Consider the following 25,339-nt stretch of genomic DNA (forward strand, 5'->3'; position numbering starts at 1 on the left):
GGACCAGCGCAAGCGTGGCTCGTTCGGGGCGGAAGCGGCCGACCCAAGGTCGCTCACGCTGGATCAGTGTGTGCCGGGTCCGCTCGGAGCTGAGCAGCCATGGCCGGACCGGTACACGCGGGAGTACAGCAGGCAGGAGCACGGCAGACAGGAGTACGGCAGGCAGGAGTACGGCAGGCTGGGCCAGGCCCGGCGGGAGTTCGGCAGGCTGGGTCAGGCCCGGCGGGAGTTCGGCAGGCTGGGTCAGGCCCGGCCGGAGTACGACCGGCTGGGCCAGTCCGGGGCGGAGCATCGTAGGTGGGAGAAGCCCAGGTGGTGGCGGGTGCGGCTGCCGAGGTGGATGTCGGAAGCGGTGGCGGTTCCGGTCGCTGCCCAAGCGGCGGTGACGCCGGTCCTGATCTTGATGGCTGGGCAGCTCACCCTGATCGCCATCCCTGCCAACCTCCTGGCAGGTCTGGCAGTCGCGCCGGCCACGGTTCTGGGGTTCGCTGCGGCGGTGGTCGCGCCGGTGTCGCCGGAGGTGTCGCAATGGCTCGTCATCCCTGCCGGCTATGCGGTGGGCTGGATCATCGCGGTAGCCGGATGGGCGGCTCAGGCACCGCTCACGAACATCCCCTGGCCGGCGGGAATCGGTGGCCTCCTCCTGCTCGCGGTGGTGTGCGCGGTGGCCGTGCCTCTGTGGCGGCGGTGGAGGAAGGCGCTGGTCGTGGTCATGGGCGCCGTGCTCGCGGCGGTGCTTGCCGTACCACCCGTGATTGCTCCCTGGCCGCCCGACAGGTGGCTGATGGTGATGTGCGATGTCGGGCAGGGGGATGGGCTGGTGATCGCGGCGGGCCAGAGGAGAGGGGTGGTCGTCGACACCGGCCCGGATCCGGTGCTCATGGATCGGTGCCTGCGCGATCTCGACATTCGGGAGATCCCCTTGATCGTGCTGACTCATCCGCACGCCGACCACATCGGTGGGCTGGCGGGGGTGCTCAGGCATCGGCGGGTGGGTGCCTTGCTGGTCAGCGGTGCGCATGGAGCGGAGCTCAAGCCGTCGTCACGGGACGCGCCTCGACCGGTCGCCCTATCGGCTCAACCCGGTGCGAGGTGGACGTTCGGTCCCTCGGAGGTGACCGTGCTCGCGCCGCACGAGAGCGAGGAGTTCGTTGGTCCGGGGGAGGGGAGCATGCTGAACAACGCGAGCGTGGTGCTGCACGTGCGCTGGGCTGTGGGGTCGGCGTTGCTGAGTGGGGACATCGAGACCGAGGCCCAGGTGCAGTTGGTACGGCAGGGCGTGCCTCAGGCGGACATTCTCAAGGTTCCGCATCATGGTTCGGCTCGGCAGGATCCCGGGTTCCTCGGTGCGGTGGGGGCTCGGGCGGCGTTGATCAGTGTGGGGCGGGGCAATGACTATGGGCATCCGGCTCCTGGGGCGCTCGCTGCCTTGGCCGGGGTGGGGGCGCGGGTCTTTCGTACTGACCAGATGGGGGCGCTGGCGGTTGTGGAGCGGGACGGGAAGCTGGCCATCGTCCGGGGAGCGAAGCGGGCGGAAGAGGCGGCGGGTTCGTCGTCCAGACGGACGGCTGGGCTCGCGGAGGGGGCTGCTGGGCATTCGCATGCCGGGGGAGGTCCTTGATCGGGCAAGCGGGTGGCGAGCTGCGGGTTGGGGGATGCGGTGAGCTCGGCAAGACGCGGGCACACGGCGAGGGCCAGTCGTGGGCGGATGGCGAAGGGGAGGGGTGCGGGGGACAACGGGAGGAGCGGCGCAGGGGACAGCGGGAGGGAGCGGCGCTGGGGACCGGGGCGTGGGGCTAGGGCAGAGGGCCGGCCGTGGGGCAGGGCCGTGGGGCCGGGGCGTGGGCGGACCGGGGTGGGGCGGATAAGGGCGGGTGGGTAGGGGCGGGCGGATAGGGCCGGGCGTAGGACCGGGGCGTGGGACCGGGGCGTGGGACCGGGGTGGGGCGGGGCAGAGGGCCGGGCAGAGGGCGGGGCAGAGGGCCGGGCAGAGGGCGGGGCGTGGGGCCGGGGCGTGGGCGGACCGAGGTGGAGCGAACCGGGCGGATAGGGGCGGGCGGATAGGGGCGGGTGGATAGGGGCGGGTGGATAGGGGGAGGTGGATGGGATGAAGGGTGGGTCGGGGATCGGGGGCGTTGAGTACCGGCTTGTCGGTGGGACGTGGCATGCTGCACGGCATGGCCCAGACTTCGCCCGCACCCGTGACCCTGATTGTCGGCGAGGAGGAGCTGCTCGTGGATCGGGCGGTGGCCGCGGTGGTGGGGGCGGCGCGGGGGGGCGATCCTACGGCGGAGGTGCACGATCTGCTGGGGGGGAAGGTCGAGACGGGGGAATTGACCCGGTTGACCTCGCCGTCGCTGTTCGGGGACCGGTCGGTGGTGGTGGTTCGGCAAGCGCAGGACCTGTCCAAGGACGTGGTCGCGGAGATCTTGGCGTATGCCAAGAATCCGGCCGAGGACACGACGCTGGTGCTGGTGCATCCCGGTGGGGTGAAGGGGAAGGCTCTGGTCGACGGGGTGAAGAAGGCTGGGGCGCAGCTGCACACCGTGGCGAAGGTGACGAAGCCGGGTGAGCGGATGGAGTTCATCCGGGGGGAGATCAGGGGGGCGGGGCGAACGATCTCGGCTGATGCGGCGCAGGCGCTGCTGGAGGCGGTCGGGAACGATCTGCGGAGTCTCGCGGCGGCGTGCAGCCAGTTGATGTTCGACACGCAGGAGAAGGCGATCAGCCTGGCGGCGGTTGAGCGGTACTACCGGGGGCGGGCCGAGGTGACCGGGTTCAACGTGGCGGACTCGGCGGTCGAGGGGCGGCTGGCGGAGGCGCTGGAGCAGGTTCGGTGGGCTGTCGGCAGTGGGGTGGCGCCGGTTCTGCTGGTGAGTGCGTTGGCTCGGGGGTTGCGGGGGCTGGCTAAGGTGCAGAGTGCGCCGCGGAACGCTCGGGGGCCGCAGGTGGCTGCGCAGCTTGGGATGCCGCCGTGGCAGGTGGATCGGGTGCGGGGGCAGCTTCGGGGGTGGGGGCCGCAGGGGCTGGCTCGGGCCATCCAGGCGGTTGCCCATGCTGATGAGCAGGTCAAGGGCGGGGGCGCGGACACGGGGTATGCGCTGGAGCACGCCATCCAGCAGATCGTGGCCAATCGGAATGGGCGGTGACGTCCGGCCCGCGGTAGGTGGTCGGTCGGGGTGGGTCGGTGAGGTCTGGCCTGTGGTGGGTGGTCGGTCGGGGTGGGTGGTGACGGCCGGCTCGCGGTGGGTGGTCGCTCGGAATGGTTGGCGACGGCCGGCTCGCGGTGGGTGGTTGATCGGGACGGGTGATGGCCCCGGCCTGAGGTGAGTGGGCGAGTCGGTGAGGTCGGCCGTAGCCGGCTCAGGCCCAGTCCGTTCAGATGGCCGGCGGGGGAGGGATGGGGCCGGCGGGTCCAGCCCTGGTTGGGGAGATCTGGGTGATGCCTGGCCTCCGTCACCAAGCCAGGCGCCGCCGGGATGCCTGCCGTACGCCTGGGTAGTGCCCCGCCCCGGTTGGGAGGACGGGGTGGGGTCCGGCCGCTGGGTGCAAGGCACGCGCCGCCTGCCGTACCCCAAGGAAAGGGCTATGACCCCTGGAGGGCCGCCTCGTGAAGGATGCCGTCGCTGATCTCGAGGACGCGGTCGGCCAAGGTGATGAGGCTGGGGTCGTGGGTGGCGACAAGGGCGGTGACGCCCTCGCTACGGACGAGGGCCCGCAGGAGCTGCATGATCTGCCGCCCGGTCTGCGAGTCGAGCTGCCCGGTGGGCTCGTCGGCGATGAGCAGGCGGGGCCGGTTGGCCAGGGAGCGGGCGATGGCCACCCGCTGCCGCTGGCCGCCGGACAGCTCGTAGGGACGCTGGTTGACGTGCTGCTCCAGCCCGACGAGGGACAGGAGCATCCGCACCCGCTTGTCCCGCTCGTCGGCGGGCATGCGGACGAGCCGCATGGGCACGCCGACGTTCTCGGCGGCCGAGAGCACCGGGATCAGCCCGAAGGACTGGAAGACGAACCCGAGCACGTCGCGGCGCAGCGCGAGCAGGGCGTCCTCGCCCAGGCTGGTGACGTCCTGGCCGGCGACGACGACGCGTCCGGCGTCGGGCCGGTCGAGGCCGCCGATCTGGTTGAGGAGGGTGGTCTTGCCGGACCCGGAGCGGCCGCGGATGGCGACGAGTTCGCCGGGGTAGGCGCTGAAGGTGACGTCCTGGAGGGCGACGACCTCCTTGGGCCCGCTGCGGTAGACCTTGCGCAGCCCTTCGACCACGACCAGGGGCTCACTCACCGGTTTCCTCCTTGGGGCTCGACGGCCAGACGCCGATGTGGTCGGACTCGAGTTCGAGGCGGACGCGGCGCTCCATGTTGAGCGCGTTGGTGAAGTCGCGGGGGAGCTGGAGCCGGCCGACGCGGTCGAGGACGGCGTACTCCTGGGCGTGTTCGCCGTCGCGGCGCAGGGTCTCGCTGGAGGTGCGGCCGTCGCGGATGCCGATGGTCCGCCCGACCTGTTCGGAGACGAGGGAGTCGTGGGTGACGATGACGACGGTGACGCCGAGTTCCTTGTTGGCGGTGCGGAGCGCCTCGAAGACCAGCCCGGAGGTCTCGCTGTCGAGCTCGCCGGTGGGCTCGTCGGCGAGGATGAGCTGGGGGGAGTTGGCGAGGGCGACGGCGATGGCCACGCGCTGCTGTTCGCCGCCGGACATCTCGGCGGGTTTGCGGTCGGCGCAGTAGTCGACGCCGAGCAGGTCGAGCAGGCTGCGCGAGCGCTGGGCGCGCCCGCGCTTGCCGGCCAGGCGCAGCGGCAGCTCGACGTTCTCGCGCGCGGTGAGGTAGGGCAGGAGGTTGCGCGCGGTCTGCTGCCAGATGAAGCCGACCACGTCGCGGCGGTAGCGGAGCCGGTCGCGGGCGGTCATGGCGAGCAGGTCGATGCCGGCCACCCGGGCCAGACCGGCGGTCGGCACGTCCAGCCCGGACAGCACGTTGAGCAGCGTCGACTTGCCGGAGCCCGAGGCGCCGACGATGGCGACCAGCTCGCCCTTGTCGATCAGCAGGTCGAGGCCCTGGAGGGCGACGACCTCGACGCCTTCGGTCTTGTAGATGCGTACCAGGTTGTCGCAGACGATGTGCGCGTCGCCGCCGAAGGCGGCCTTCTCCTGGGCGGCCTGGTTCTCCAGCTCCGAGAGTGTCTGTTCCACTTAGTCCCCCACTCGTAGGACCGAGCCGAGCGTACGGCGGCGCGTGATGGTGGTGTGCACGAGGGCTCCCAGGATGGCGACCACGGTGAGCCCCACGCCGAGCAGGATCGGCGTGAGCAGGTCGGGGTCGGTCGGGTCGACGGCCAGGTCGCCCGCGTAGGAGGACAGGTCGATGCCCGGCCCGAGCGCGGCGGGCAGGCCGAGTCCCAGCCCGAGGCCGACCAGCGCGGTGATGACGATCAGGGGGGAGACCTCCAGCACGGTGAGCCGTTGCGCCTGCCCGGTGGACAGTCCCAGGGTACGCAGGAACGACAGGGCCGCGGTCCGGTCGGCGGCGCTGATCACCAGGGAGACGATCACCGCGACGATGGCGTAGGCGGCCAGCGCCAGCGTGACGACGAGCAGGGCGAGCTGGATCATCTCCGTCAGCGGGTCCTCGACGATCGCGGCGTGGCGCTGGGCGTAGGTGGTGACGCGGCTGTCCACCTTGGCCGCGGCGGTGAGGGCGGCCACGTCCGCGTCGCCCTTGATCAGCAGGGCGTTGACCGCGGTGCGGGTGCCGGCGCGCTCGTTGGCGTCGAAGGGCACCAGCGCGAACATCGAGCCGTGGAAGAAGCCGGGCACGGAGGCGATCTCGCCCTTGGGGGTGAGGGTCATCCGGCTCTGCCAGCCGATGTCCAGTTTGGGGCGGTCGCGCAGGTCGGGGGAGACCAGGGCGGGGATGCCGTCGCCGGTGGGCGGCGCGGGCAGGTCGAGCGGGCTGTCCTTGGCCAGGTCGCGGTAGGCGGCCAGGTCGATCGCGATGATCTCCAGCTTCTGGGTGCCGATGCCGAGCTGGACCCGGCCGGTCTGGGCGGGCACGACCGTCTCGACGCCGGGGACCTGCTTGATCCGCTCGATCGCGGCCGCGTCGTACTCCAGGTCGGTGCGCATCGTGATGGGCGCGCCGGCGGCCTGCCAGGCGGCGAGGGTCTGGGTGCGGGTCAGGCCGGTGGAGATCACCGAGGCGAAGATCGCGACGGCGAGCGCCGGCAGCAGGATCAGCACGGGCAGCGTGCTGAAGGACCGGGCGCGGGCGGCCCGCGTCAGCCCCAGGAACGGTACGGCAGGCCGCCCGCGGGAGGCGAGCCAGACGACGAGGCGCAACGGGTAGGGGTAGCAGCGCAACGTGATCAACGCCGCGGCCAGCGTCAGCGCGACCGGGACGAGCAGCAGGAACGGGTCCTGGCCCTGGGTGGCCACGTCGGTGGCGAGGCCGCGCGAGCGCACCATGTACGCCCCGCCGAGGGCCAGACCGATCACCAGGATCTCCAGCGTCACCCGCCGCGCCGAGGGCCTAGGCGAGGCCACGTCGCCGCGCCGTTCGTTCAGGGGCGAGCGGTGGGCGTTCGCCTGCCGTACCGCGGCGAAGGCCAGGGCGGTCAGCGGCACCAGGGCCGGGGCGAGGTGCACGATCGGCGTGGTGCCGCCGGGGACGAGGTAGGACAGGCCGTAGCCGATCAGGGCGGCCGGGAGGGTGGCGAGGGCGATGACGGAGGTGCCGGTCCAGGTGATGCGGGCCAGGGAGCCGCCGCGGGCGCGCATGAGCGACAGGGTCGGGTCGAGTCGCTCGGTGACGAGCTGGGTGGCCAGCGCGGCCACGCCGAGCGCGACCACGAGCAGGCCGCCCAGCAGCAGGTACAGGATGGTCTGCGCGGTGGCCAGCTCGTCCATGAAGGATTCCAGGACGGCCTTCAACCGGGTGTCCAGGACGTAGGGGCTGAAGCTGGGCGACATCAGGCCGAGCTCGCGGGTGAAGTCGTTCAGGGCGTCGAGCACTCCGGTGAAGCCCTGGGTGCCGACCTGGCCGGGTTCGACCCCCATGATCCAGGCGTAGACGACGCGTCGGTCGCTGTCCTGGAGGGCGGGCAGGCTGCTGGCGTCGATCAGCGCGGTGTAGTAGAGGTCGGCGTCCGCCGCGCCGGGCCGGACGACCTCGTTGATCTGCAGGAACTCCTGGTTGTGCCGCCAGTAGGGATCTTCGGCGCGTTTGGGTTCGAAGACGCCGACGACCTTGACGGTGGTGGGGTCGGTCGCGCCGATGCGGTACGTCGCGCCGAGGGCGAAACCCATGTGCCCGCCCACGGCGGTGCGGGCGACGCCGATCTCCATGACGTTGTCCTTGGTGGCGGCGGGCGCGCGGCCCTCCACCCAGGTGACCTGCCGGTCGCCGTTGGAGAGCCAGCCGACGTTCAGGAACTTGGTCGTGGTGCCGACCATCGGGGTGTTGACGCTCTTCAGGCTCAGGTGCGAGGTCCCGGCGCCAGCCGGGGTGACGATCCGGTCGAGGGCCGCCGGCATCTTCCCGCGGAAGATGTCGTCGAACTGCATGAACATCGCATGGCTGCTGATGCCGGAGTCGCCGCCGCGCGGCTCGTAGCGCACGGTGAGGTCGATCTGGTCGGCGCCGGCCGCGCGCAGGTCCTTGCGCAGCGCGTCGTCGAAGGAGGCCTGCATCGCGCGGGGCAGCCCGCCGACCAGCAGGCAGGCGCTCAGGGTGAGCACGGCCAGTACGGCTACCGCCCCGGCGTTCACCCTGGCCAGCAGCAGCGCCTTCACTGGTCCTCCCCGATCCGCAGCACCCGGCCCAGCCCCTGCTTGCGCATGCTGCGGGCCAGGAGGGCGACGATGGCGAACAAGATCACGGTCACGGCCACGAGCATCGCCGCCGTCGCCGGCCACGGGATGTCGAGCAGCACCGCGGGCGTGACCGCAGAAGCCTGCCCGGTGAGCACGATGTGCGGCACCACCAGCGAGCCCACCACCAGGGCGAGAGCCGTACCGGCGATGATCGACAGGCCGATGACGAAGGCCTGCTCGACGGCGAGCAGCCCGAAGATCTGCCGGAAGCTGACGCCGAGCGCCCGCAGGATGGTGAACTCGCTCATCCGCTCGCGGGCCGCGACGCTCGCGTTCACCAGGAAGCCGAGCGCGGCGAAGACGAGCGCGGCCGCGAAGCCGAGGATGAGCGCGCCCTGCAGGCCGCTGGCCAGCGGGTCGTCGCGGAACTGCGCGATCAGGGCCTGGCGGTCGACGGTCGTGACGCTCCAGGCGGGCTGCGTGCGCAGGGCCCCGGCGGCCGGCGCCGTGTCCGGCGCGGCCAGCCACCACTCCGTCGCCGGGCGCGCCAAGTCGCCCTGGACCAGCCCCCGGTACTGCAGGGCGGTCCAGTCGACCAGCAGCGCGTGCCGCTCGGGCGTGGTGGTGGGCATGCGCTCGACCACGCCGACGACGGTGACGTCGATGGGCCGGCGCTCGAAGGTGACCTTGGTGGTCGCGCCCGCCCGCACCTTGAGCTCGGCGGCGAGGCTCGCGGTCAGCACGACCGGCAGCGGCTTGGCCTGCTGCGGCGGGCCGTCGGGGAGGTAGACGGTGGGCGGCTGGCCGGGCGTCGAGGTGTCGACGAGTTCGAGCTGCGGCTTCCAGGACAGCTCCCGGCCGTCGGCGGTGATCCGCTCGACCTTGATCGGGACCATCGCGCCGTTGGTGTTGGTGCCGACGAGGCTGCGCAGGCGCAGCGGGTAGGTGAGCTCGCCCGAGCGTCCGGCCATGGCCCGCAGGTCGATCTCGACCCGGTTGGCGCCGGGGCGGATGCCCGTCAGCGGCACGTCCCGCCAGACGCCGTACTTGTCGGAGAGCACGGCCCGCACCGGCGAGCTGCCCACGTCCGGGGTGTTGACCTTGAGGTCGAAGACGAGCTTGGCGGGCGTGCCCGGGAGTTCCAGGCCGGCCGGCGTCTGGACCGCCAGCGCCCGGCCCAGCTCGGCGGGGTTCTGGTCGGACAGATCGGCGCGCAGGTGCAGGAGCCGGCCGAGCTTGGCCGAGTCGGTCGCGAGCAGCACGCTGGTGGTGGCCCCGAACTCGACCTCCTGCCGCAGCACCGGCGCGAGCTCGGCGACGCCCGGCAGGGCGGCGAAGGCGGTGCCCCGGCCGAACGCGCCCAGCTCGGGGCCGTCGGCCGGGCCGGACAGCCGCAGGTCGCTCCCGGCCAGGTGCACGGCCTGGTCCACCTGCGAGGACCGCCAGGTCGCCGCGGTGGCCAGCGAGACGATGCCGATCGCGATGGCCATGGTGAGCAGCAGGGCGGGCCCGGCGTAGCGCAGCGGGCGGCGCGCCACCTGCCAGGCGCCGAGCGCGGGGGCGAGGCTGGGCCGCTTCGAGGTGATCCGTTCGGCGATCTTCGACACCCGGGGGACCAGGCGCAGGCCCAGCATGCCGCCGGTGAGCAGCGCCAGCGCCGGGCCGGAGATGATCAGCGGGTCGATGCCGAGGCCGCCCGCCGCCGTCGTGGTGACCGGGGCGCCGTAGTGCTGGAGCTGCCAGATCGCCAGCGCGGCCACGACCAGCAGCGCCAGGTCGGCGCCCGCGCGCTGGATCAGGCCGCGCGCGCCGCCGCGGCCCCGCGACGACTGCTCCTCCACATAGGTACGGCGAGCACCGGCGAGGGCGGGAAGCGCCAGGAGCACCGCCGACAGCAGCGCGACCGACAGGGCGATGAGGAAGGTGCCGAGGTCGGGGGTGAGGGCGAGCCGCACCCCACTGGACTTGATCCACGGCAGCGAGTTGACCAGCGACAACAGCGGCGAGGCGAGGAACGGCGCGACGAGCGCGCACGGCAGGGCGACCAGCAGCGCCTCGCCGCCGGCCAGTCCCGCGAGCCGGAAGGTGCCGGCGCCGCGCGAGCGCAGCAGGGCCACCTCCATCCGGCGGTGGTCGGCCAGCAGCCGGGCGGTGAGCATCAGCGCGTAGGCCGACAGCAGGAGCAGTTGCAGCACCGGGATGAGCATGGTCGAGCGGGCGACCAGGGAGGCGGTGCCGAGCTGGGTGAGCATCTCGGGCAGCCGGCTGGCGGCGGCGCAGGAGCGGCAGCCCGCCTGCTGTAGGTCCTCGCGCAGGGTGGTCACGCTGGCGGCCAGCGGCTGGAGCTGATCGGGCGAGATGCGGGTCAGGTCCGGCAGGGCGGTCCAGGTGGAGTTGACCGTGGACGCCAGGCGCGCGAGGAAGGTCTCGCCGGAGACCATGAGCGGGCCGTAGGTGGTGAAGTCGCCGGTCTCCGCGCCGCGGCTGAGCAGCGGCTCGCCGCTCCACTGGTCGCCGAAGGGGTCGTTGAGCTGGAACAGGCCGGTGATCTTGACGCGGACCCGCTTGCCGTCGAGCCGGGCGGCGGTGTCGAACTCGTCGCCCGGCTTGAGGCCGAGGGTGTTCGCGGCCGTGGTGGACAGGACGGCCTCGATGACCCGGCCCCCGTGGCCCGGCCAGGCGCCCTCGATGAGCTTCGCCTGGCGTTGCAGGTCGTCGTGGCTGCCGAACCGGAGCAGTTCGGGGTGCTCCAGGCGTTCCTGGCCGGGACGGACATAGGAGTCGGAGCGCATGCTCGTGGTGATCGCGACCGGTACGCCCGGATAGGTCTCGGCGAACTGCGCCCGGACGATGCGGTCGAGCTCGGCGAAGGTCTTGCCGGTGACCGGCGTCGAGACGGTGGCCGACAGCGTGCGGAAGCTCGCGGTCTCCATCGTGCGGCGGACGCCGACCTCGGCGATCGTCGAGGCGTACATGGTCAGCGAGACCAGCGTGGTGGTGGCCAGCAGGATCGAGCCCAGCGCGGCGAGCAGGAGCAGCGGCTCGCTGAACGCGCGCTTGATCACCAGCGGCACCCGCCCCCGCATGAGCCCCCCTTTGTCCCGTCTTGAAGGCACTCTGTCAGATGGTTGACGGGGGGGAGCAAGGTGATCTTCTCAACGGTTGCGTAGCCGATACGCTGCGGCGATGCCTGCGTGATATCGGAACTGTGACACAACCGCGACGTCATCCACATCTTCATGCTCTTTGCCACGAAGTATGGATGCGCCGGGCTCCGGACACGCGAAAACGCCGCACCCCGTCCCGGGGGTGCGGCGCTCGGCGAGCGTTACTTGGCGGCGGCCAGCTCGGCGGCCTGCTTGGCGATCGCCGACTTGCGGTTGGCGGCCTGGTTCTTGTGAATGACGCCCTTGCTGACAGCCTTGTCGAGCTGGCGGGAGGCGGCGCGCTGCGCCTCGATCGCCGCGGCGGCGTCGCCGCTCTCGGCAGCCTCGCGGAACTTGCGCACCGCGGTCTTCAGGGAAGACTTGACGGCCTTGTTGCGCAGGCGCGCCTTTTCGTTCTGCTTGTTGCGCTTGATCTGGGACTTGATGTTCGCCACGAAGAAGCCTCGGTGAAGGTCTGAGATTGGATGGGACGCGCGGGCTCGGTGAGAGGGCGCGCCACACGCAGTTGTTCAGGTTACCAATAAGCCAGGGCGTCGCTCAAATCAACGACCCGGCTGGAACCAGCTCTCAGTGTACTCGCGCCAGTCCTGTTCCGTGGCCGCGAAGTCCACGTAGAGGGCCAGACCCACCCGTTCCCGCCTGCCGGACGAGGTCAGAGCCAGGCGCGTGCCCTGCGCGGCGGCCGCCACGCTCTCGGCCTCGTCCCCCCAGGAGACGCCGTGGTCGTGGTAGGCGGGAGCGCCGATGAGCACCAGTCTGTCCTTGGGGACGAGGTCGAGGGCGAGCTCCGCCTGGCGGACGACGTGCCCGCCGTACAGGGCGGTCGCGGGCAGGAAGGCGTCGTAGGTCATGACCGCGACCTGGTCGGCGCGGGCGGCGACGTCGCGGAAATAGCCTTGCGACCAGTACTTGTCGTGGGTCGCCGCCACCCGGGCGGCCAGGCGCATGCCGGGGTACGGCTCGATCTGCGGGGTGGAGGTGGAGATCAGCTTCGTCAGCGGGCGGGTGCGGTCGAGCAGGTCGAGGAAGGCGGTGTCGCCGTCGCCGATCGGCTCGAAGTTGTAGTGGACGCCGTCGAAGCCGGCCTTCAGCGCGGTCGCGACCGAGGCCAGGATGTTCTGCCGGGTCTTGACGTCGTCCAGGTCGAGCACGCCGTCGACCTTCTGGCCCAGCCAGGCCGAGACGCGGACGCCGGGCAGTTCCTCCCGCACCCATCGCACGAGATTCCCGGCGCCCGGGTACAGGGCCGGATCCAGCGTGCCGTCCGGGGAGAAAGGCCCGGTGTGCACGTACAAATCCTTGATCCCGGTACGGCGGAGCCGCCCGGCGAGGTGGCGAAGGTCACCCTGCTTCCGCCGCCCGTCCACCCACATGTGACCCATCCACAGCGCGTCATTCCCGGTGCTCTTCGCCCACGCCTCCGGGTCGCCGGTAAACTTGACACGGTGAGCGCCGGCGACGAGCCCGGCCAGCAACACCACGAGCGCTACGGCGAGCGCCAGGAGGCGCAGGCCGGAGCGGAGGACGGTCCGGGAAGCCATCCGGACATGTCACCATGGATTTGACGTTGAGCTCAACCCTGTCGAAACGGACCCCGGTGCGCATTCAGCCTGGCCAGACTGACCCCGCGTTGATTCGCAACTTCTGCATCATCGCGCACATCGACCACGGCAAGTCGACCCTTGCCGACCGGATGCTGCAGATCACCGGCGTGGTCGACGACCGCTCCATGCGCGCTCAGTACCTGGACCGGATGGACATCGAGCGCGAGCGCGGCATCACCATCAAGTCCCAGGCGGTCCGCCTGCCGTGGGACGGGCACGTGCTCAACATGATCGACACGCCGGGCCACGTCGACTTCACCTACGAGGTTTCCCGCTCGCTCCAGGCGTGCGAGGGCGCGATCCTGCTGGTCGACGCCGCCCAGGGCATCGAGGCGCAGACGCTGGCCAACCTGTACCTGGCGATGAACAACGACCTGCACATCATCCCGGTGCTCAACAAGATCGACCTGCCCGCGGCGCAGCCGGAGAAGTTCGCCGACGAGATCGCCGGCCTGATCGGCTGCGACCCCGGCGACGTGCTGCGGGTCTCCGGCAAGACCGGCGTGGGCGTGCGCGAGCTGCTCGACCACGTCGTCGCCACGGTCCCCGCGCCGGTCGGCGACGCCGACGCGGCCGCCCGTGCGCTGATCTTCGACTCCGTCTACGACACCTACCGCGGCGTCGTCACCTACGTCCGGGTCATGGACGGCCACCTGTCCAAGCGTGAGCGCATCCTGATGATGTCCACGCAGGCGCAGCACGAGACCCTCGAGATCGGCGTCATCTCGCCCGAGCCGAAGATCTCCGACCGCGGGCTCGGAGTCGGCGAGGTGGGCTACCTCATCACCGGCGTGAAGGACGTGCGCCAGTCGCGGGTCGGTGACACCGTCACCTCGGCCGTGCGCGGCGCCACCGAGATGCTCGCCGGCTACGAGCACCCCAAGCCGATGGTCTTCTCCGGCCTCTACCCGATCGACGGCGACGAGTACCCCGAGCTGCGCGAGGCCCTCGACAAGCTCCAGCTCAACGACGCCGCCCTCGTCTACGAGCCGGAGACCTCCGCCGCGCTCGGCTTCGGCTTCCGCGTCGGCTTCCTCGGGCTGCTGCACATGGAGATCGTGCGCGAGCGGCTCGAGCGCGAGTTCGGCCTGTCGCTCATCTCGACCGCGCCCAACGTGGTCTACCGGGTGGTCATGGAGGACGGCAAGGAGCTGACCGTCACCAACCCGTCCGAGTTCCCCACCGGCGGCAAGATCGCCGAGGTCTACGAGCCGGTCACCAAGTCCACCATCCTCGCGCCGGCCGAGTTCATCGGCGCGATCATGGAGATCTGCCAGGGCCGCCGCGGCGCGCTGCAGGGCATGGACTACCTGTCCGAGGACCGGGTCGAGATCCGCTACACCCTGCCGCTCGGCGAGATCATCTTCGACTTCTTCGACCAGCTCAAGTCGCGCACCCGCGGGTACGCCTCGCTCGACTACGAGCCCGCCGGCGAGCAGGCCTCCGACCTGGTCAAGGTGGACATCCTGCTGCAGGGCGAGGCGGTCGACGCCTTCTCCGCCATCGTGCACAAGGACAAGGCCTACGCCTACGGCGTCGAGATGGCCAAGAAGCTCAAGGACCTCATCCCGCGGCAGCAGTACGAGGTGCCCATCCAGGCGGCCATCGGCGCCCGCGTCATCGCCCGCGAGAACATCCGCGCGATCCGCAAGGACGTCCTCGCCAAGTGCTACGGCGGTGACATCACCCGTAAGCGCAAGCTGCTGGAGAAGCAGAAGGAGGGCAAGAAGCGGATGAAGATGGTCGGCCGCGTCGAGGTCCCCCAGGAGGCCTTCGTCGCCGCCCTCTCCACCGAGGCCCCCTCCGGGGACAAGTCCAAGAAGTAGCTCCGTCCGCGTTTCAGGACCCTCCTCTTCAGGGGGGTCCTTTTCTTTCGGGTACGGCAGGCGCCGGGAAATGTCGGTGCCGATCTCTACCATCACCACAGTCGAACTGATGTGCGAGACAGGTGGGAGTGGTGTGGCATGAGTGTCGCCGCGGAGCGGTTCGAGCGGGCCGCCATCCTGGGGGTCGCCATGGCCGAGGAGACGAGGCGCATCCTGCGGGCGCACGTGACCCCGGCCGAGGTGGCGGCCGACGGCACGGTTCTGATCAACGTGCCCTACCCGGAGTCGGCGGTGCTGCAGGTGGTCCTGGAGGTCGCCGCCGACTGTTTCGCCCGCGCCGGGGCGAGCCCCGAGGAAGCCCGCCGTGAAGCCCTGGAAGCGGTCTTACAACTGGCCGAGCTGGAATCTGAGTCGCAGCTCAACGGCAGGTTCGGCTAGCGTCTGCAAACATGCGGCTTATTTCAGTAAATGTCGGGTCAGCAGTGGACGCGGAGTGGGCGGGCAACCTCAAGCGCACGGCCATCGACAAGCGCCCGGTCGAGGGCCGCGTCGCCGTCCGCACCGGCGGGCTGGCCGGGGACGAGCGGGCCGACCTCGCCAACCACGGCAAGCCGACCCAGGCCGTCTACGCCTACGCGCGGGAGGACTACGACTGGTGGGAGGGCGAGATGGCGCGCACTCTGCGGGACGGCCAGTTCGGCGAGAACCTCACCACGGCCGGCCTCGACGTCAACGGCGCCATGCTCGGCGAGCGCTGGCGGATCGGCACCGCCGTCGTCGAGGTGACCGCCCCGCGGGTGCCGTGCGTGGTCTTCCGCAACTGGCTCGACGAGCGTGGGTGGGTCAAGCGCTTCACCGCCGCCGGGCGGCCCGGTGCCTACCTCAGCGTGATCGAGGAGGGCGACCTCGGCGTGGGCGACACGGTTGAGATCGTCCACCGGCCCGGCAACAGTGTCACCGTCGCCGAGTCCTTCCGTGCCTACCACGGTGACGCCGAGCTCATGCGCCGCCTGCTGGCCTACCCGGGCCACGCCCCCCACTGGGACAAGGTCGCCGCCCGAGTCCTCCCCACCGAACCCACCCCCGCCTCCTGACACCGGGGCCACCCCACAGGCCCCGCACCACCGCGTACGCCGCGGTTCGTCTCGCCCGGGTCGAGTCCCGCCGCTCTGGGCGGGCTGGGGCGGCCTCAGGCCAGGCCGGTTCACCTCGGGGCTCAGCGTCCGCCCCTCGGGCAGGCGGGGGCTCCCGCCTACCGGGGGGCCGTCGGCTGGGCCAGGCTCTCCACGCCGCGGCCGGCCGTACACGAGGGGCCGCCGCCTGCCGGGTCGGGGGCCCGGACGGCAGGCGGGGCCGGGTGGTTGCGGGGCGCGCCCACCCAGAGGGCGCGCCGCGCAACGTCGGGGTCCACCGCCGGAGCGGCAGAGGGGCTACCAGCGGACGCGGTAGAGGGGTTACCGCAGGACGCGGGAGAAGGGTTACCGCAGGACGCGGGAGAAGGATTACCGGAGGACGCGGTAGAGGGCGGTGGTGAGGGAGGCGGTGCTGTCGTCCTGGTCGATGGACCACATCATCGACCCGCCCAGCCCCCGCAGCCGGATGTACAGCGCCTTCTGCGTCAGCGAGGCCGGGTCGTCGTAGGACCAGAACTCGTTCCCGTCGTAGAGCCACAACGAGCCGGTCCGCACGTCGCGGTAGCGCTTGCCGGGCTTGGCGGCGAGGTCCTTGTAGTCCTCGCTGCCCGCGGCCCACTTGCCGGGGGCCGGGCCGGTCGCGGGCTGCCAGAGACCGTCGCCCCGGGGGCCGGGGTCGGTGACGCCGGTCCAGCCCTGGCCGTAGGCGGGCACGCCGACGACGATCTTGCGGGCGGGAGCCCCACGGGAGAGGTAGTCCCGGACGGTCTGGTCGACGCTGAACTTCACCGCGTTGGGGTCACGCCGGTCGGTGAAGAGGTTGCCGTTGTGCCCGGTGATCGGGTCCCAGCTTCCGTGCAGGTCGTAGCCCTGGATGGTGGCGAAGTCGAGCAGCCCGAAGACCTTGGCGACCTCGAAGCCGGCGTCGATCTTCGCCGCGGCGGCCGGGAGGAAGGCGGTGAGCTGGGCGCGGCGCGAGTAGGCGCGCATCTGGGAGCGGAGTTCGGCGACGAAGGCGGTGAAGTTCTGCTTGTCCTCGGGCCGGATCACGTTGCCGGGCGCGCCCTCGGAGCCGGGCCACTCCCAGTCGAGGTCGATGCCGTCGAAGACGCCGGCGCCGGTGCCGTCGGGCGTGCCGGGCAGGTTGCCGCGCAGCCACAGGTCGATGCAGGACTTGGCGAGCTTGGCCCGCGACTCCGGGGTGAGCACGGCGTCGGAGAAGTGCTTGGAACCGGTCCAGCCGCCGAGCGAGATGAGCACCTTCAGGCCGGGGTGCTTGGCCTTGAGCTTCTTGAGCTGGTTCAGGTTGCCGTTGAGCGCCTGGCCGGGCTCGTCGGCGACGCCGTCCACGCTCTGCTCGGCCGGGACCGGGCGCTGCCAGTCGGCCCACGGGTCGGCGGAGTAGCACTCGGAGTCGGCATTGACGAAGCCGAAGGCGTAGTTGATGTGCGTGAGCTTGGCGGCGGCGCCGCTGGTGTCCATGTCCTTGACATGGAAATTGCGGCCGTAGATGCCCCATTGGATGAAATAGGCGACACGCTTGTAGTCACGGTGCGCTTCGGCGGGCACGGCGGAGACCAGGGATAAGCCGAGAACGGTGGCCAGCAGAAGGACGATCTTCTTCACAGGGCGGCTCCTCGAACTTATAGGAAACTTTCCTATAAGTTGAGCGGATCGTAGGACGGAGGGGACGGCCAGTCAATGGGTCCCCGCCCGGGCGCCGGGTTTCCCCCTGAGTGCGCCTTCGAGCGGCTGGTGAGCGGGGCACTGGTGGGGAGGCGGCACACTTGATGACGTGCCTTCCACCCTTCCCGACGGCGATCCGGTCCCCGCGACCGGTGAGCTCCCGCCGAGCGCCGCGGCCGGCCTGGGCGAGCGGCCGTTCGGCTTCTACGTCCACGTGCCCTTCTGTGTGACCCGCTGCGGGTACTGCGACTTCAACACCTACACCGCCTCCGAGCTCGGCCCCGGCGCCTCGCAGCGCGACTACGCCGACACCGCGATCGAGGAGGTACGGCTGGCCCGCCGGGTGCTGGGGGAGACCGACCTGCCCGTCCAGACGGTGTTCTTCGGCGGCGGCACGCCCACCCTGCTCCCCGCCGAGGACCTCGGCCGGATCCTGGGCGCGATCGACGCCGAGTTCGGGCTCGCCCCGGGCGCCGAGGTGAGCACGGAGGCCAACCCGGAGTCGGTCGACCAGGCCTACCTCGAGACGCTGCGCGAGGCGGGCTTCACCCGGATGAGCTTCGGCATGCAGAGCGCCCGCGAGCACGTGCTGCGCGTCCTGGATCGCCACCACACGCCCGGCAGGGCCGGCGTCGCCGTACAGGAGGCCAGGAAGGCCGGGTTCGAGCACGTCAACCTGGACCTGATCTACAGCACGCCGGGGGAGAGCGACGACGACTGGCGGGCATCGCTGGAGGCGGCCATCGCCGCCGGGCCCGACCACGTGTCCGCCTACGCGCTGATCATCGAGGACGGCACCAAGCTGGCCGCGCGCATCCGGCGCGGCGAGGTGCCGATGCCCGACGACGACACCGCGGCCGACCGCTACCTCATCGCCGACCGGATGCTGAGCGAGGCCGGCTTCACCTGGTACGAGGTCTCCAACTGGGCCACCTCGGAGGCCGGGCGCTGCCGGCACAACCTGCTGTACTGGACCGGCGGCGACTGGTGGGGCGTGGGGCCGGGCGCGCACAGTCACGTGGGCGGCACGCGCTGGTGGAACGTCAAGCACCCCGCCCCCTACGCGCAACGCCTGGCCGAGGGCCGCTCGCCGGCCCACGCCCGCGAACTGCTCAGCGCGGACGACCAGCGCGTCGAACGGCTGATGCTCGAACTGCGGCTCGACTCCGGCTACCCGCTGGCCGACGTCGCGCCCGGCGCGCGGACGGCGGTGGCGCGGGCGCTGGGCGACGGGCTGCTCGACACCGAGGCGTTCAAGCGCGGGCGGATGCTGCTCACCCTGCGGGGACGGCTGCTCGCCGACGCGCTGATCCGCGACCTGGCGTAGCGCCGCCCCCGGCGTGGGGTGTGGTCAGGTGACCATGCGGATGTTGATCGGGTAGCGGAAGCGCTCGCCCCGGTTGGCCGCGACGGCGCCCATGATCTCGAAGATCAGCGCGCAGATCCACACCGCGAACATCAGCAGGAAGCCGATGAAGACCATGGTGAGGAACAGGCTGACCATGTAGGCGATGAAGACGGTGATCTGGAAGTTCAGCGCCTCGGCGGACTGGTCGCGGACGTAGGGCGACTGGTCCTTCTTCACGAAGTACATGATCAGCGGGCCGACGAAGCCGGTCAGGATGCCCAGCAGGTGCGACAGCATCGCCATCGAGGTGTCGTCCGTGCCGGGACGCGGGCCGTACACGCCCGGGGTGTACGGCTGGCCGTAACCCGGGGCGGCCTGGTAACCGGCCTGCGGGTAGCCCGCCTGCGGATAACCGGGCTGGTAACCGGGCTGCTGATACCCGGGCTGCTGGTAACCCTGCTCGTAGCCCTGCTGATAGCCCTGCTGGTATCCGGCCGGAGCGCTCGGCGGCTGGCCGTACCCGTAGCCGGGCTGGCTGTAGCCCTGCGGGCCGTAGCCCTGAGGCCCGTAACCGGGCTGTCCGTAACCGGGCTGGCTCGGCGCCTGCTGCCCGTAGCCCGGCTGGCTCGGGGCCTGCTGTCCGTAGCCGGGCTGGCCGTACCCCTGCGGGCCGTGACCGGGTTGTCCGTAACCTGGCTGGGCGTCGGAGTTCGGGATACGCCGCGTCGCGTCGTCGTCCGAGGGCTGACTCATGCTCCGAGGCTAATCGGAGTCACCCGGGTTAGTCACGAAGTCGATGAGCTCCTCCACCCGCCCCAGCAGTTCGGGCTCCAGATCCGCGTAGGAGGACACCGACCCCAGGATGCGCTTCCACGCCTCCGCGGGCTCCATCCGCCAGCCGAGCGCGGCGATGACGCCTTCCTTCCACGGCACCCCCTTGGGCACCGAGGGCCAGGCCGGGATGCGCAGGACCGACGGCTTGACCGCGGCCCAGATGTCGACGAAGGGGTGCCCGACCACCAGCACGTGCGGCGAGGTGATCTGAGCGGCGATGCGGCTCTCCTTGGACCCGGCGACCAGGTGGTCGACCAGCACGCCCAGGCGGCGATCCGGGGAGGGCTCGAACTCCTCGACGATGGCCGCCAGGTGGTCGACGCCTTCGAGGTACTCCACGACGACGCCCTCGACCCGCAGGTCGTGGCCCCAGATCTTCTCCACCAGCGCCGCGTCGTGCACGCCCTCGACGTAGATGCGGCTCTCGCGGGCGACCCGGGCCCGCAGCCCCTCGACCGCGATGGATCCCGAGGCGCTCCGTGCCGGCCCGCGGGGCGCGGCGGCCGGGCGGACCAGGGTGACCGGCTTGCCCTCCAGCAGGAAGGCGGCGGGCGCCAGCGGGAACAGCCGCCGGCGGCCGAAGCGGTCCTCCAGGGTGACGGCCTCCTTGTCGCAGCCCACCACCGCGCCGCAGAAACCGCTGTCGGCGTCCTCGACCACCAGGTCGAGCTCCGCGGGCACCTGGGGGATCTTGCCCTTCAGCGGCCGTCGCCAGTTGCCCGCGAGCACGTCTCCGTCGTATCGCGTCACCTTTGGGACGGTAGCAGCAGCCGCTTGCGATTGGCGCTGCGGCGCAGCAGGACGACGATCGTGACGACGACCGCCACCAGGAAGCCGCCCAGCGACAGCAGGATCAGCCCGCCGATGCCGCCCAGCACCCCGGCCAGGCCCTTGAGCGGCGCGGCGCCCACGCCGAAGCGCCCGGCGACCTGCTCCTGCGTGGTGCACAACACCTGGTAGTCGCCGGCCGAGGGCACGCTGACCCTGCCGATGACGTGCCAGGTGAGGTTGTTGATGGTCACCGTCTCGTTGCCGGTGGCCTGGGAGAGCTGGGCGTCGCCCAGGCTCTTGCAGGTGTAGTTGGCGCGCGGGCCGGTGTAGTACAGGGTCGGCTCGTCGGCCGGGTCGAGCCGGACGGTGACCTGCTCCCCGGAGGCGAAGGTCCGGACCGGGCCGAAGCCGGACTCCGACAGGTTGGCCACGAACAGGACGCCGCCGACGATCGCCGCGACCACCGCCAGCGCCCAGGCGCCGCCGATCCACCACAGCGACGGCTTCACCTTCGGGCGCGGCTGCTGCTGGTAGGGCTGGGCCCCGTAGGGCTGCTGGAAGTACTGCGGGGGCGCGGCGTAGGGCTGCTGCTGGCCGTACCCGCCGTAGGGCGGCTGCTGCCCGGGCGGGGGCTGACCGGGCCCGCCCTGGGGCGGCGGCGGCCCGCCGTACTGGGGACCAGGGCCGTACTGCGGGCCGGATCCGTACTGAGGGCCGGATCCGTACTGAGGGCCGGGCCCGTACTGAGGGCCCGACCCGTGATGAGGCTGCTGGTACGGCGGAGCCTGGGGGCCGGTGGGAGGCTGGCCGGGAGGGGGCGGGGGCACGTCGTCCCGCGACACGCGCCGGGTGGAGTCCTCGGGCGGGGTCTGGGAATCGTCGGTCATATCTAGCAGTCTGACTCCATGTCGCCACATATCGCCATACCGGGGTCCCCGGGCCCCTTCGCGGCACGGGCCAAGCAGGCCTTATCGCACCACGCGGGCGCGCGCCGTACACTTGGCACTCGGGAACACAGAGTGCCAGATCTGACGTTCTCGGTAAGGTCGACGCAGGAGGTGAGCACGTGCTCGACGACAGGAAACTCGCGGTCCTCCGCGCCATAGTCGAGGACTACGTGTCCACCAACGAACCGGTGGGCTCCAAGGCGCTCGCGGAGCGCCACAACCTCAACGTCTCCCCGGCCACCGTCCGCAACGACATGGCGGTGCTGGAGGAGCAGGGCTACATCGCGCAGCCGCACACCAGCGCGGGCCGCGTGCCGACGGACAAGGGCTATCGCCTGTTCGTCGACCGGCTCTCGCAGGTCAAGCCGCTGTCGGTGGCCGAACGGCGGGCGATCGAGACGTTCCTGGTCGGCGCGGTCGACCTCGACGACGTCGTGACCCGCACCGTCCGCCTGCTGGCCCAGCTCACGCGCCAGGTCGCCGTGGTGCAGTACCCCACGCTGACCCGCTCGACGGTGCGGCACGTCGAACTCGTGCCGCTCACCGACCGCCGCGTGATGCTGGTGCTGATCACCAACACCGGCCGCGTCGAGCAGCGGGTGATCGAGCTGCCCGAGGTCATCGAGGAGGCCCGGATCGCGCACCTGCGCGCCGTCCTCAACGCCTGCCTCGACGGATGCGGGCTGAGCGCCGTGCCCGACCTGGTCGCCGACCTGCCCGAACGGGTGCCGGCCGAGGACCGCCCGGTCGTGGCGACGATCCTGTCGGTACTGCTGGAGACCCTGGTCGAGCGGCACGACGAGAAGATCGTCTTCGCCGGTGCGGCCAACCTGGCCGGCGCCGACTTCTCCAGCGGCCTGCGGGACGTGCTGGAGGCGCTGGAGGAGCAGGTCGTGCTCATGCGGCTGCTGGGCGAGACGTCCCCGGACACCCCGGCCGCCCTGACCGTCCGGATCGGCTCGGAGAACCCCTACAGCGGACTGCGGGGGACGTCGATCGTGGCGACCGGATACGGTTCTGGCGGCCAGCAGCTCGCCCGCCTGGGCGTGCTCGGCCCCACCCGGATGGATTACCCCGTCACCATGGGCGCGGTGCGCGCCGTGGCACGTTACGTCAGCCAGATCCTGGCTGCTTCATAAGAGGTCGATAAGTGGCAAACAGCGACTACTACGCCACCCTCGGGGTCCGGCGTGAGGCGAGTCAGGACGAGATCAAGAAGGCGTACCGCCGTCTCGCCCGTGAGCTGCACCCTGACGTGAACCCCGATCCCGCGACCCAGGAGCGGTTCAAGGAGATCACCCAGGCCTACGAGGTCCTGTCCGACCCGAACAAGCGGCAGATGTACGACCTCGGCGCCGACCCCTTCGCCAACGCCGGGGCGGGCGCGGGCGGCTTCGGCCAGGGCTTCCCGTTCAGCGACATCATGGACGCCTTCTTCGGCACCGGCGGCGGCCAGCGCGGCCCGCGCTCGCGCGCCCGCCGTGGCCGCAACGCGACCATCCGCGTCGAGCTCGACCTGAAGGAATCGGCCTTCGGCACCACCCGCGAGCTGCACGTGGACACCGCCGTGCGCTGCGAGGTCTGCGAGGGCGCCGGCACCGCGCCGGGCACCCACCCCGACACCTGCGACATGTGTCACGGGCGCGGCGAGATCTCCCAGGTCACCCGGTCCTTCCTGGGCCAGGTCATGACCTCGCGCCCCTGCCCGCAGTGCGGCGGCTTCGGCAGCATCATCCGCCACCCCTGCCAGGAGTGCTCCGGCGACGGCCGCGTCCGCACCCGGCGCACCATCAAGGTCCGCATCCCGGCGGGCGTCGAGGACGGCACGCACATCCAGCTCGCCGGCGAGGGCGAGATCGGCCCCGGCGGCGGCCCGCCCGGCGACCTGTTCCTGGAGATCGTCGAGCGCCCGCACGAGATCTTCGAGCGGCGGGGTGACGACCTGCACTGCACCGTGCAGATCCCGATGACCGCCGCCGCGCTCGGCACCTCCTTGACCATCGAGACGCTGGACGGCGCCGAGGAGATCGACGTGCGGCCCGGCACGCAGTCGGGGCAGGTCATCACCATGTACGGGCGCGGCGTGCAGCGGCTCAGCGAGACCGGGCGCGGCGACCTGCTCATCCACGTCAACGTGGAGACGCCGTCGCGGCTCGACCCGGCCCAGGAGGAGCTGCTGCGCGAGCTGTCGAAGCTGCGCGGCGAGGAGCGGCCGCCGGGCAAGTTCGCCCCCGGTCAGCAGGGCTTCTTCTCCCGGCTGCGGGACGCCTTCAACGGCCGCTGACCTCTCGCCCGGTCGCGGGCGTGGGACGATGGTGACGTGAGCGTCCCGGTGTTCCTGGCCGACCGGCTGGAGTTCGGCAAGAGCGAGATCGTGCTGGGCGGCCCCGAGGGCCGCCACGCGGCGACGGTACGGCGGCTGCGCCCGCCCGAGCGGGTCGACCTGACCGACGGCCGGGGCGCCGTCGCCGAGTGCGTGGTCACCGAGCAGCTCAAGGACGCCCTGCGCCTGGAGGTGCTGCGCAGCTACGAGCTGCCGCCGCCCGCCCCCCGCCTGATCGTCGTCCAGGGCCTGCCCAAGGGCGAGCGCGGCGAGCTGGCCGTCGAGATGATGACCGAGGCCGGCGTCGACGTGATCGTCCCGTGGGCGGCCAAGCGCAGCATCACGCAGTGGAAGGGCGAGCGCGCCGCCAAGTCCCTGGCCCGGTGGCGGGCCACCGCCCGCGAGGCCGGCAAGCAGGCCAGGCGCTTCCACCTGCCCGAGGTGACCGAGCAGGCGAGCACCGCCCAGGTGGCCGAGCTGCTCGCCAACGCCGCGCTCGGCGTCGTGCTGCACGAGGCGGCGGAGGTACGGCTCTCGCGGATCGACCTGCCGGCCGAGGGCGACATCGTGCTCGTGGTCGGCCCGGAGGGCGGCATCGCGGACGAGGAACTCGACCGGTTCGCGGCAGCCGTACCGGCTCTGCTGGGGCCGACGGTGTTGCGGACCTCCACGGCCGGCGTCGCCGCGGCCTCGGTCCTGCTCGCGCGCACCGGCAGGTGGTGACGGCTCAGCCGGTCGGCTCGGCCAGCGGGCTGTACTCGATCGTCGGCGCGGGGTCGGCCGGGCTCTCCTCCGGCGGGCACTCCTCGCCCGGGCAGGCGCCGTCCGGTTCGACGGACGTGGTCTCGGAGGGCGAGGGCGACGGGCTCTCCTCGGGGCAGTCGCTCTCCTCCGGCGCCGGCGTGGGGCACTCGGTCGGCGTGGGCGAGGGGGAGGTCGAGGGCTGGCTGGTGGACTCGGCGCGCTGGGACTTGGGCTGCTGCTGAGGCTGGCGCGCGGTGGGCGTGCCCGGGTTGGGCACGGCCGGCGGGTCCTGCGGGGACTGCTCCGGCGGCTTGCTGCGCGAGGTGGAGGAGGACGACGGCTCGGCCGGTCCGATGGGGGTGCCGCCGTTGTCGACGACGTTGGTGATGACCGTGTTGCGCCATTCGGGGACGACCATCACGACCGTGCCCGCCACGAGCAGCGCGCTCGCGACGCCCGCACTCGCCCGCCACCAGAACAGGTTCCGGACACCGCGCCGCGAGATGCGGGCACGGATGATCTCGAGTCCTTCCGGAGACGGCACGACCTGGTCCGCCTCCGCACGAAGCACACGGCGCAGCAGGTCGCCGTGATCGTCGGGGCGCTGGGAAGTCATGTGATGCTCTCCAGGACGGAACGCAAGGCGGCCATGCCACGTGCGGTGTGGCTCTTGACCGCGCCCTTGCTGATGCCCATCGCATGGGCGATCTCAGCCTCTGACAGGTCTCCGTAGTAGCGAAGGACGAGGGCCTCTCTCTGTCGGGTCGGCAGGGAGCGCAGGGCCTCGATGACGGCGGAGCGTTCTAACTCGCCGATGGCGCCGTTCTCGGCGCTCGGGGCGTCCGGCATGCCCTTGGGTGCGTACTTCTCGACGACCGCGCGGTGACGCAGCACGGAACGGGACCGGTTGACAACGGATTGTCGCAGATAGGCCAGTGCTTTGTCGGGGTCGCGGAGCCGGCGCCAGGCCCCGTGCAGGGCGACGAACGCGTCCTGCACGACTTCCTCCGCGGTCGCTATGTCGCGTACGAGCAACACAGCGAGACGCACCAATGACCGAAAGTGCGCGCTGTAGAGCGCGGTCACGGCCATGTCGGCGTCCCACCCGACTTGCACCGCCCCGAGCGACCTGTCGGCCAGCAAGGTTT

General features: G+C 71.5%; 21 protein-coding genes. 9 read left to right on the top strand and 12 right to left on the bottom strand.

Going from position 1 to position 25,339, the window contains the following annotated elements:
- Positions 1-322 precede the first annotated feature (322 nt).
- Both ACIBG7_RS07615 and holA read left to right on the top strand, forming a co-directional pair.
- Complete coding sequence (locus tag ACIBG7_RS07615; RefSeq protein WP_397335549.1) at positions 323-1,621, top strand: ComEC/Rec2 family competence protein; 1,299 nt, start codon at positions 323-325, stop codon at positions 1,619-1,621.
- Positions 1,622-2,165: 544 nt separating this feature from the next.
- The gene (gene holA / locus ACIBG7_RS07620) at positions 2,166-3,149 is read left to right on the top strand and encodes a DNA polymerase III subunit delta (protein ID WP_397335550.1); all 984 of its coding nucleotides are present in this window, start codon (positions 2,166-2,168) and stop codon (positions 3,147-3,149) included.
- Positions 3,150-3,586: 437 nt separating this feature from the next.
- On the opposite strand, the gene ACIBG7_RS07625 is transcribed toward holA, so the two are convergent.
- The 6 genes from ACIBG7_RS07625 to ACIBG7_RS07650 form a co-directional block, all read right to left on the bottom strand.
- The gene (locus ACIBG7_RS07625; protein ID WP_397335551.1) at positions 3,587-4,282 is read right to left on the bottom strand and encodes an ABC transporter ATP-binding protein; all 696 of its coding nucleotides are present in this window, start codon (positions 4,280-4,282) and stop codon (positions 3,587-3,589) included.
- Positions 4,275-5,189, bottom strand: coding sequence for an ABC transporter ATP-binding protein (locus tag ACIBG7_RS07630; protein ID WP_397335552.1), 915 nt, complete (start codon positions 5,187-5,189; stop codon positions 4,275-4,277). Before ACIBG7_RS07630 ends, ACIBG7_RS07625 begins: the two co-directional genes overlap by 8 nt.
- The gene (locus ACIBG7_RS07635) at positions 5,190-7,787 is read right to left on the bottom strand and encodes an FtsX-like permease family protein (RefSeq protein ID WP_397335553.1); all 2,598 of its coding nucleotides are present in this window, start codon (positions 7,785-7,787) and stop codon (positions 5,190-5,192) included. It abuts the gene before it with no gap.
- Positions 7,784-10,894 carry an FtsX-like permease family protein gene (locus tag ACIBG7_RS07640; RefSeq protein WP_397335554.1) on the bottom strand — a complete coding sequence of 1,037 codons (3,111 nt, stop codon included), beginning with the start codon at positions 10,892-10,894 and terminating at the stop codon, positions 7,784-7,786. The genes ACIBG7_RS07635 and ACIBG7_RS07640 overlap by 4 nt, the downstream gene beginning before the upstream one ends.
- Positions 10,895-11,136: 242 nt before the next feature.
- Positions 11,137-11,409, bottom strand: a complete 273-nt coding sequence (rpsT, locus tag ACIBG7_RS07645; RefSeq protein ID WP_397335555.1) for a 30S ribosomal protein S20 — start codon at positions 11,407-11,409, stop codon at positions 11,137-11,139.
- A gap of 108 nt (positions 11,410-11,517) precedes the next feature.
- Positions 11,518-12,516, bottom strand: coding sequence for a hypothetical protein (locus ACIBG7_RS07650; RefSeq protein WP_397335556.1), 999 nt, complete (start codon positions 12,514-12,516; stop codon positions 11,518-11,520).
- A gap of 14 nt (positions 12,517-12,530) precedes the next feature.
- Between ACIBG7_RS07650 and lepA the strand changes: the two genes are divergently transcribed.
- The 3 genes from lepA (at position 12,531) to ACIBG7_RS07665 (ending at position 15,499) form a co-directional block, all read left to right on the top strand.
- Entirely contained in the window at positions 12,531-14,405 is a 1,875-nt protein-coding gene (lepA, locus tag ACIBG7_RS07655; RefSeq protein ID WP_357927342.1) for a translation elongation factor 4, read from the top strand.
- A 138-nt stretch (positions 14,406-14,543) separates the two neighbouring features.
- Positions 14,544-14,843, top strand: a complete 300-nt coding sequence (locus tag ACIBG7_RS07660; protein WP_357927340.1) for a hypothetical protein — start codon at positions 14,544-14,546, stop codon at positions 14,841-14,843.
- Between the two features lie 11 nt (positions 14,844-14,854).
- Positions 14,855-15,499: an MOSC domain-containing protein gene (locus tag ACIBG7_RS07665; protein ID WP_357927338.1), complete on the top strand. Its 645-nt coding sequence runs from the start codon at positions 14,855-14,857 to the stop codon at positions 15,497-15,499.
- Positions 15,500-15,907: 408 nt separating this feature from the next.
- Here the strand turns inward: ACIBG7_RS07665 and ACIBG7_RS07670 are convergent, their stop codons facing one another.
- On the bottom strand, positions 15,908-17,164 hold the full coding sequence (locus ACIBG7_RS07670) for a glycoside hydrolase family 18 protein (RefSeq protein WP_397335557.1): 1,257 nt from the start codon (positions 17,162-17,164) through the stop codon (positions 15,908-15,910).
- A gap of 169 nt (positions 17,165-17,333) precedes the next feature.
- Here ACIBG7_RS07670 and hemW point away from each other — a divergent pair, with 169 nt between their 5' ends.
- On the top strand, positions 17,334-18,551 hold the full coding sequence (gene hemW, locus ACIBG7_RS07675; RefSeq protein ID WP_357927334.1) for a radical SAM family heme chaperone HemW: 1,218 nt from the start codon (positions 17,334-17,336) through the stop codon (positions 18,549-18,551).
- Between the two features lie 24 nt (positions 18,552-18,575).
- Here the strand turns inward: hemW and ACIBG7_RS07680 are convergent, their stop codons facing one another.
- The 3 genes from ACIBG7_RS07680 to ACIBG7_RS07690 are packed head-to-tail and all read right to left on the bottom strand — an operon-like array spanning position 18,576 to position 21,064.
- On the bottom strand, positions 18,576-19,325 hold the full coding sequence (locus ACIBG7_RS07680) for a DUF4870 domain-containing protein (protein WP_397335558.1): 750 nt from the start codon (positions 19,323-19,325) through the stop codon (positions 18,576-18,578).
- A 9-nt stretch (positions 19,326-19,334) separates the two neighbouring features.
- The gene (locus ACIBG7_RS07685) at positions 19,335-20,156 is read right to left on the bottom strand and encodes a DUF3097 domain-containing protein (RefSeq protein ID WP_397335559.1); all 822 of its coding nucleotides are present in this window, start codon (positions 20,154-20,156) and stop codon (positions 19,335-19,337) included.
- Positions 20,153-21,064, bottom strand: coding sequence for a hypothetical protein (locus tag ACIBG7_RS07690; protein ID WP_357927328.1), 912 nt, complete (start codon positions 21,062-21,064; stop codon positions 20,153-20,155). The genes ACIBG7_RS07685 and ACIBG7_RS07690 overlap by 4 nt, the downstream gene beginning before the upstream one ends.
- A 179-nt stretch (positions 21,065-21,243) precedes the next feature.
- Between ACIBG7_RS07690 and hrcA the strand changes: the two genes are divergently transcribed.
- The 3 genes from hrcA to ACIBG7_RS07705 are packed head-to-tail and all read left to right on the top strand — an operon-like array spanning position 21,244 to position 24,170.
- Positions 21,244-22,263, top strand: a complete 1,020-nt coding sequence (hrcA, locus tag ACIBG7_RS07695) for a heat-inducible transcriptional repressor HrcA (RefSeq protein WP_357927326.1) — start codon at positions 21,244-21,246, stop codon at positions 22,261-22,263.
- A gap of 11 nt (positions 22,264-22,274) precedes the next feature.
- Positions 22,275-23,408: a molecular chaperone DnaJ gene (gene dnaJ / locus ACIBG7_RS07700; RefSeq protein WP_357927324.1), complete on the top strand. Its 1,134-nt coding sequence runs from the start codon at positions 22,275-22,277 to the stop codon at positions 23,406-23,408.
- 36 nt (positions 23,409-23,444) lie between these two features.
- Positions 23,445-24,170, top strand: a complete 726-nt coding sequence (locus tag ACIBG7_RS07705; RefSeq protein WP_397335560.1) for a 16S rRNA (uracil(1498)-N(3))-methyltransferase — start codon at positions 23,445-23,447, stop codon at positions 24,168-24,170.
- A gap of 4 nt (positions 24,171-24,174) precedes the next feature.
- Here ACIBG7_RS07705 and ACIBG7_RS07710 read toward each other — a convergent pair whose 3' ends face one another.
- Both ACIBG7_RS07710 and ACIBG7_RS07715 read right to left on the bottom strand, forming a co-directional pair.
- Entirely contained in the window at positions 24,175-24,807 is a 633-nt protein-coding gene (locus ACIBG7_RS07710) for a hypothetical protein (RefSeq protein WP_357927321.1), read from the bottom strand.
- On the bottom strand, positions 24,804-25,283 hold the full coding sequence (locus ACIBG7_RS07715; protein ID WP_357927532.1) for a SigE family RNA polymerase sigma factor: 480 nt from the start codon (positions 25,281-25,283) through the stop codon (positions 24,804-24,806). Before ACIBG7_RS07715 ends, ACIBG7_RS07710 begins: the two co-directional genes overlap by 4 nt.
- Positions 25,284-25,339: the final 56 nt, after the last annotated feature.

Source organism: Nonomuraea sp. NPDC050328, from assembly GCF_044459405.1.
Classification (GTDB): Bacteria; Actinomycetota; Actinomycetes; order Streptosporangiales; family Streptosporangiaceae; genus Nonomuraea.

What these genes read in the sequence shown, in the direction of transcription:
- lepA (WP_357927342.1), top strand. Translation starts at nt 12,531, where the DNA reads ATGGATTTGACGTTGAGCTCAACCCTGTCGAAACGGACCCCGGTGCGC.
- ACIBG7_RS07680 (WP_397335558.1), bottom strand. Translation starts at nt 19,325, where the DNA reads ATGAGTCAGCCCTCGGACGACGACGCGACGCGGCGTATCCCGAACTCC.
- ACIBG7_RS07710 (WP_357927321.1), bottom strand. Translation starts at nt 24,807, where the DNA reads ATGACTTCCCAGCGCCCCGACGATCACGGCGACCTGCTGCGCCGTGTG.
- ACIBG7_RS07660 (WP_357927340.1), top strand. Translation starts at nt 14,544, where the DNA reads ATGAGTGTCGCCGCGGAGCGGTTCGAGCGGGCCGCCATCCTGGGGGTC.
- ACIBG7_RS07650 (WP_397335556.1), bottom strand. Translation starts at nt 12,516, where the DNA reads ATGGCTTCCCGGACCGTCCTCCGCTCCGGCCTGCGCCTCCTGGCGCTC.
- ACIBG7_RS07690 (WP_357927328.1), bottom strand. Translation starts at nt 21,064, where the DNA reads ATGACCGACGATTCCCAGACCCCGCCCGAGGACTCCACCCGGCGCGTG.
- ACIBG7_RS07715 (WP_357927532.1), bottom strand. Translation starts at nt 25,283, where the DNA reads ATGGCCGTGACCGCGCTCTACAGCGCGCACTTTCGGTCATTGGTGCGT.
- ACIBG7_RS07640 (WP_397335554.1), bottom strand. Translation starts at nt 10,894, where the DNA reads ATGCGGGGGCGGGTGCCGCTGGTGATCAAGCGCGCGTTCAGCGAGCCG.
- ACIBG7_RS07665 (WP_357927338.1), top strand. Translation starts at nt 14,855, where the DNA reads ATGCGGCTTATTTCAGTAAATGTCGGGTCAGCAGTGGACGCGGAGTGG.
- holA (WP_397335550.1), top strand. Translation starts at nt 2,166, where the DNA reads ATGCTGCACGGCATGGCCCAGACTTCGCCCGCACCCGTGACCCTGATT.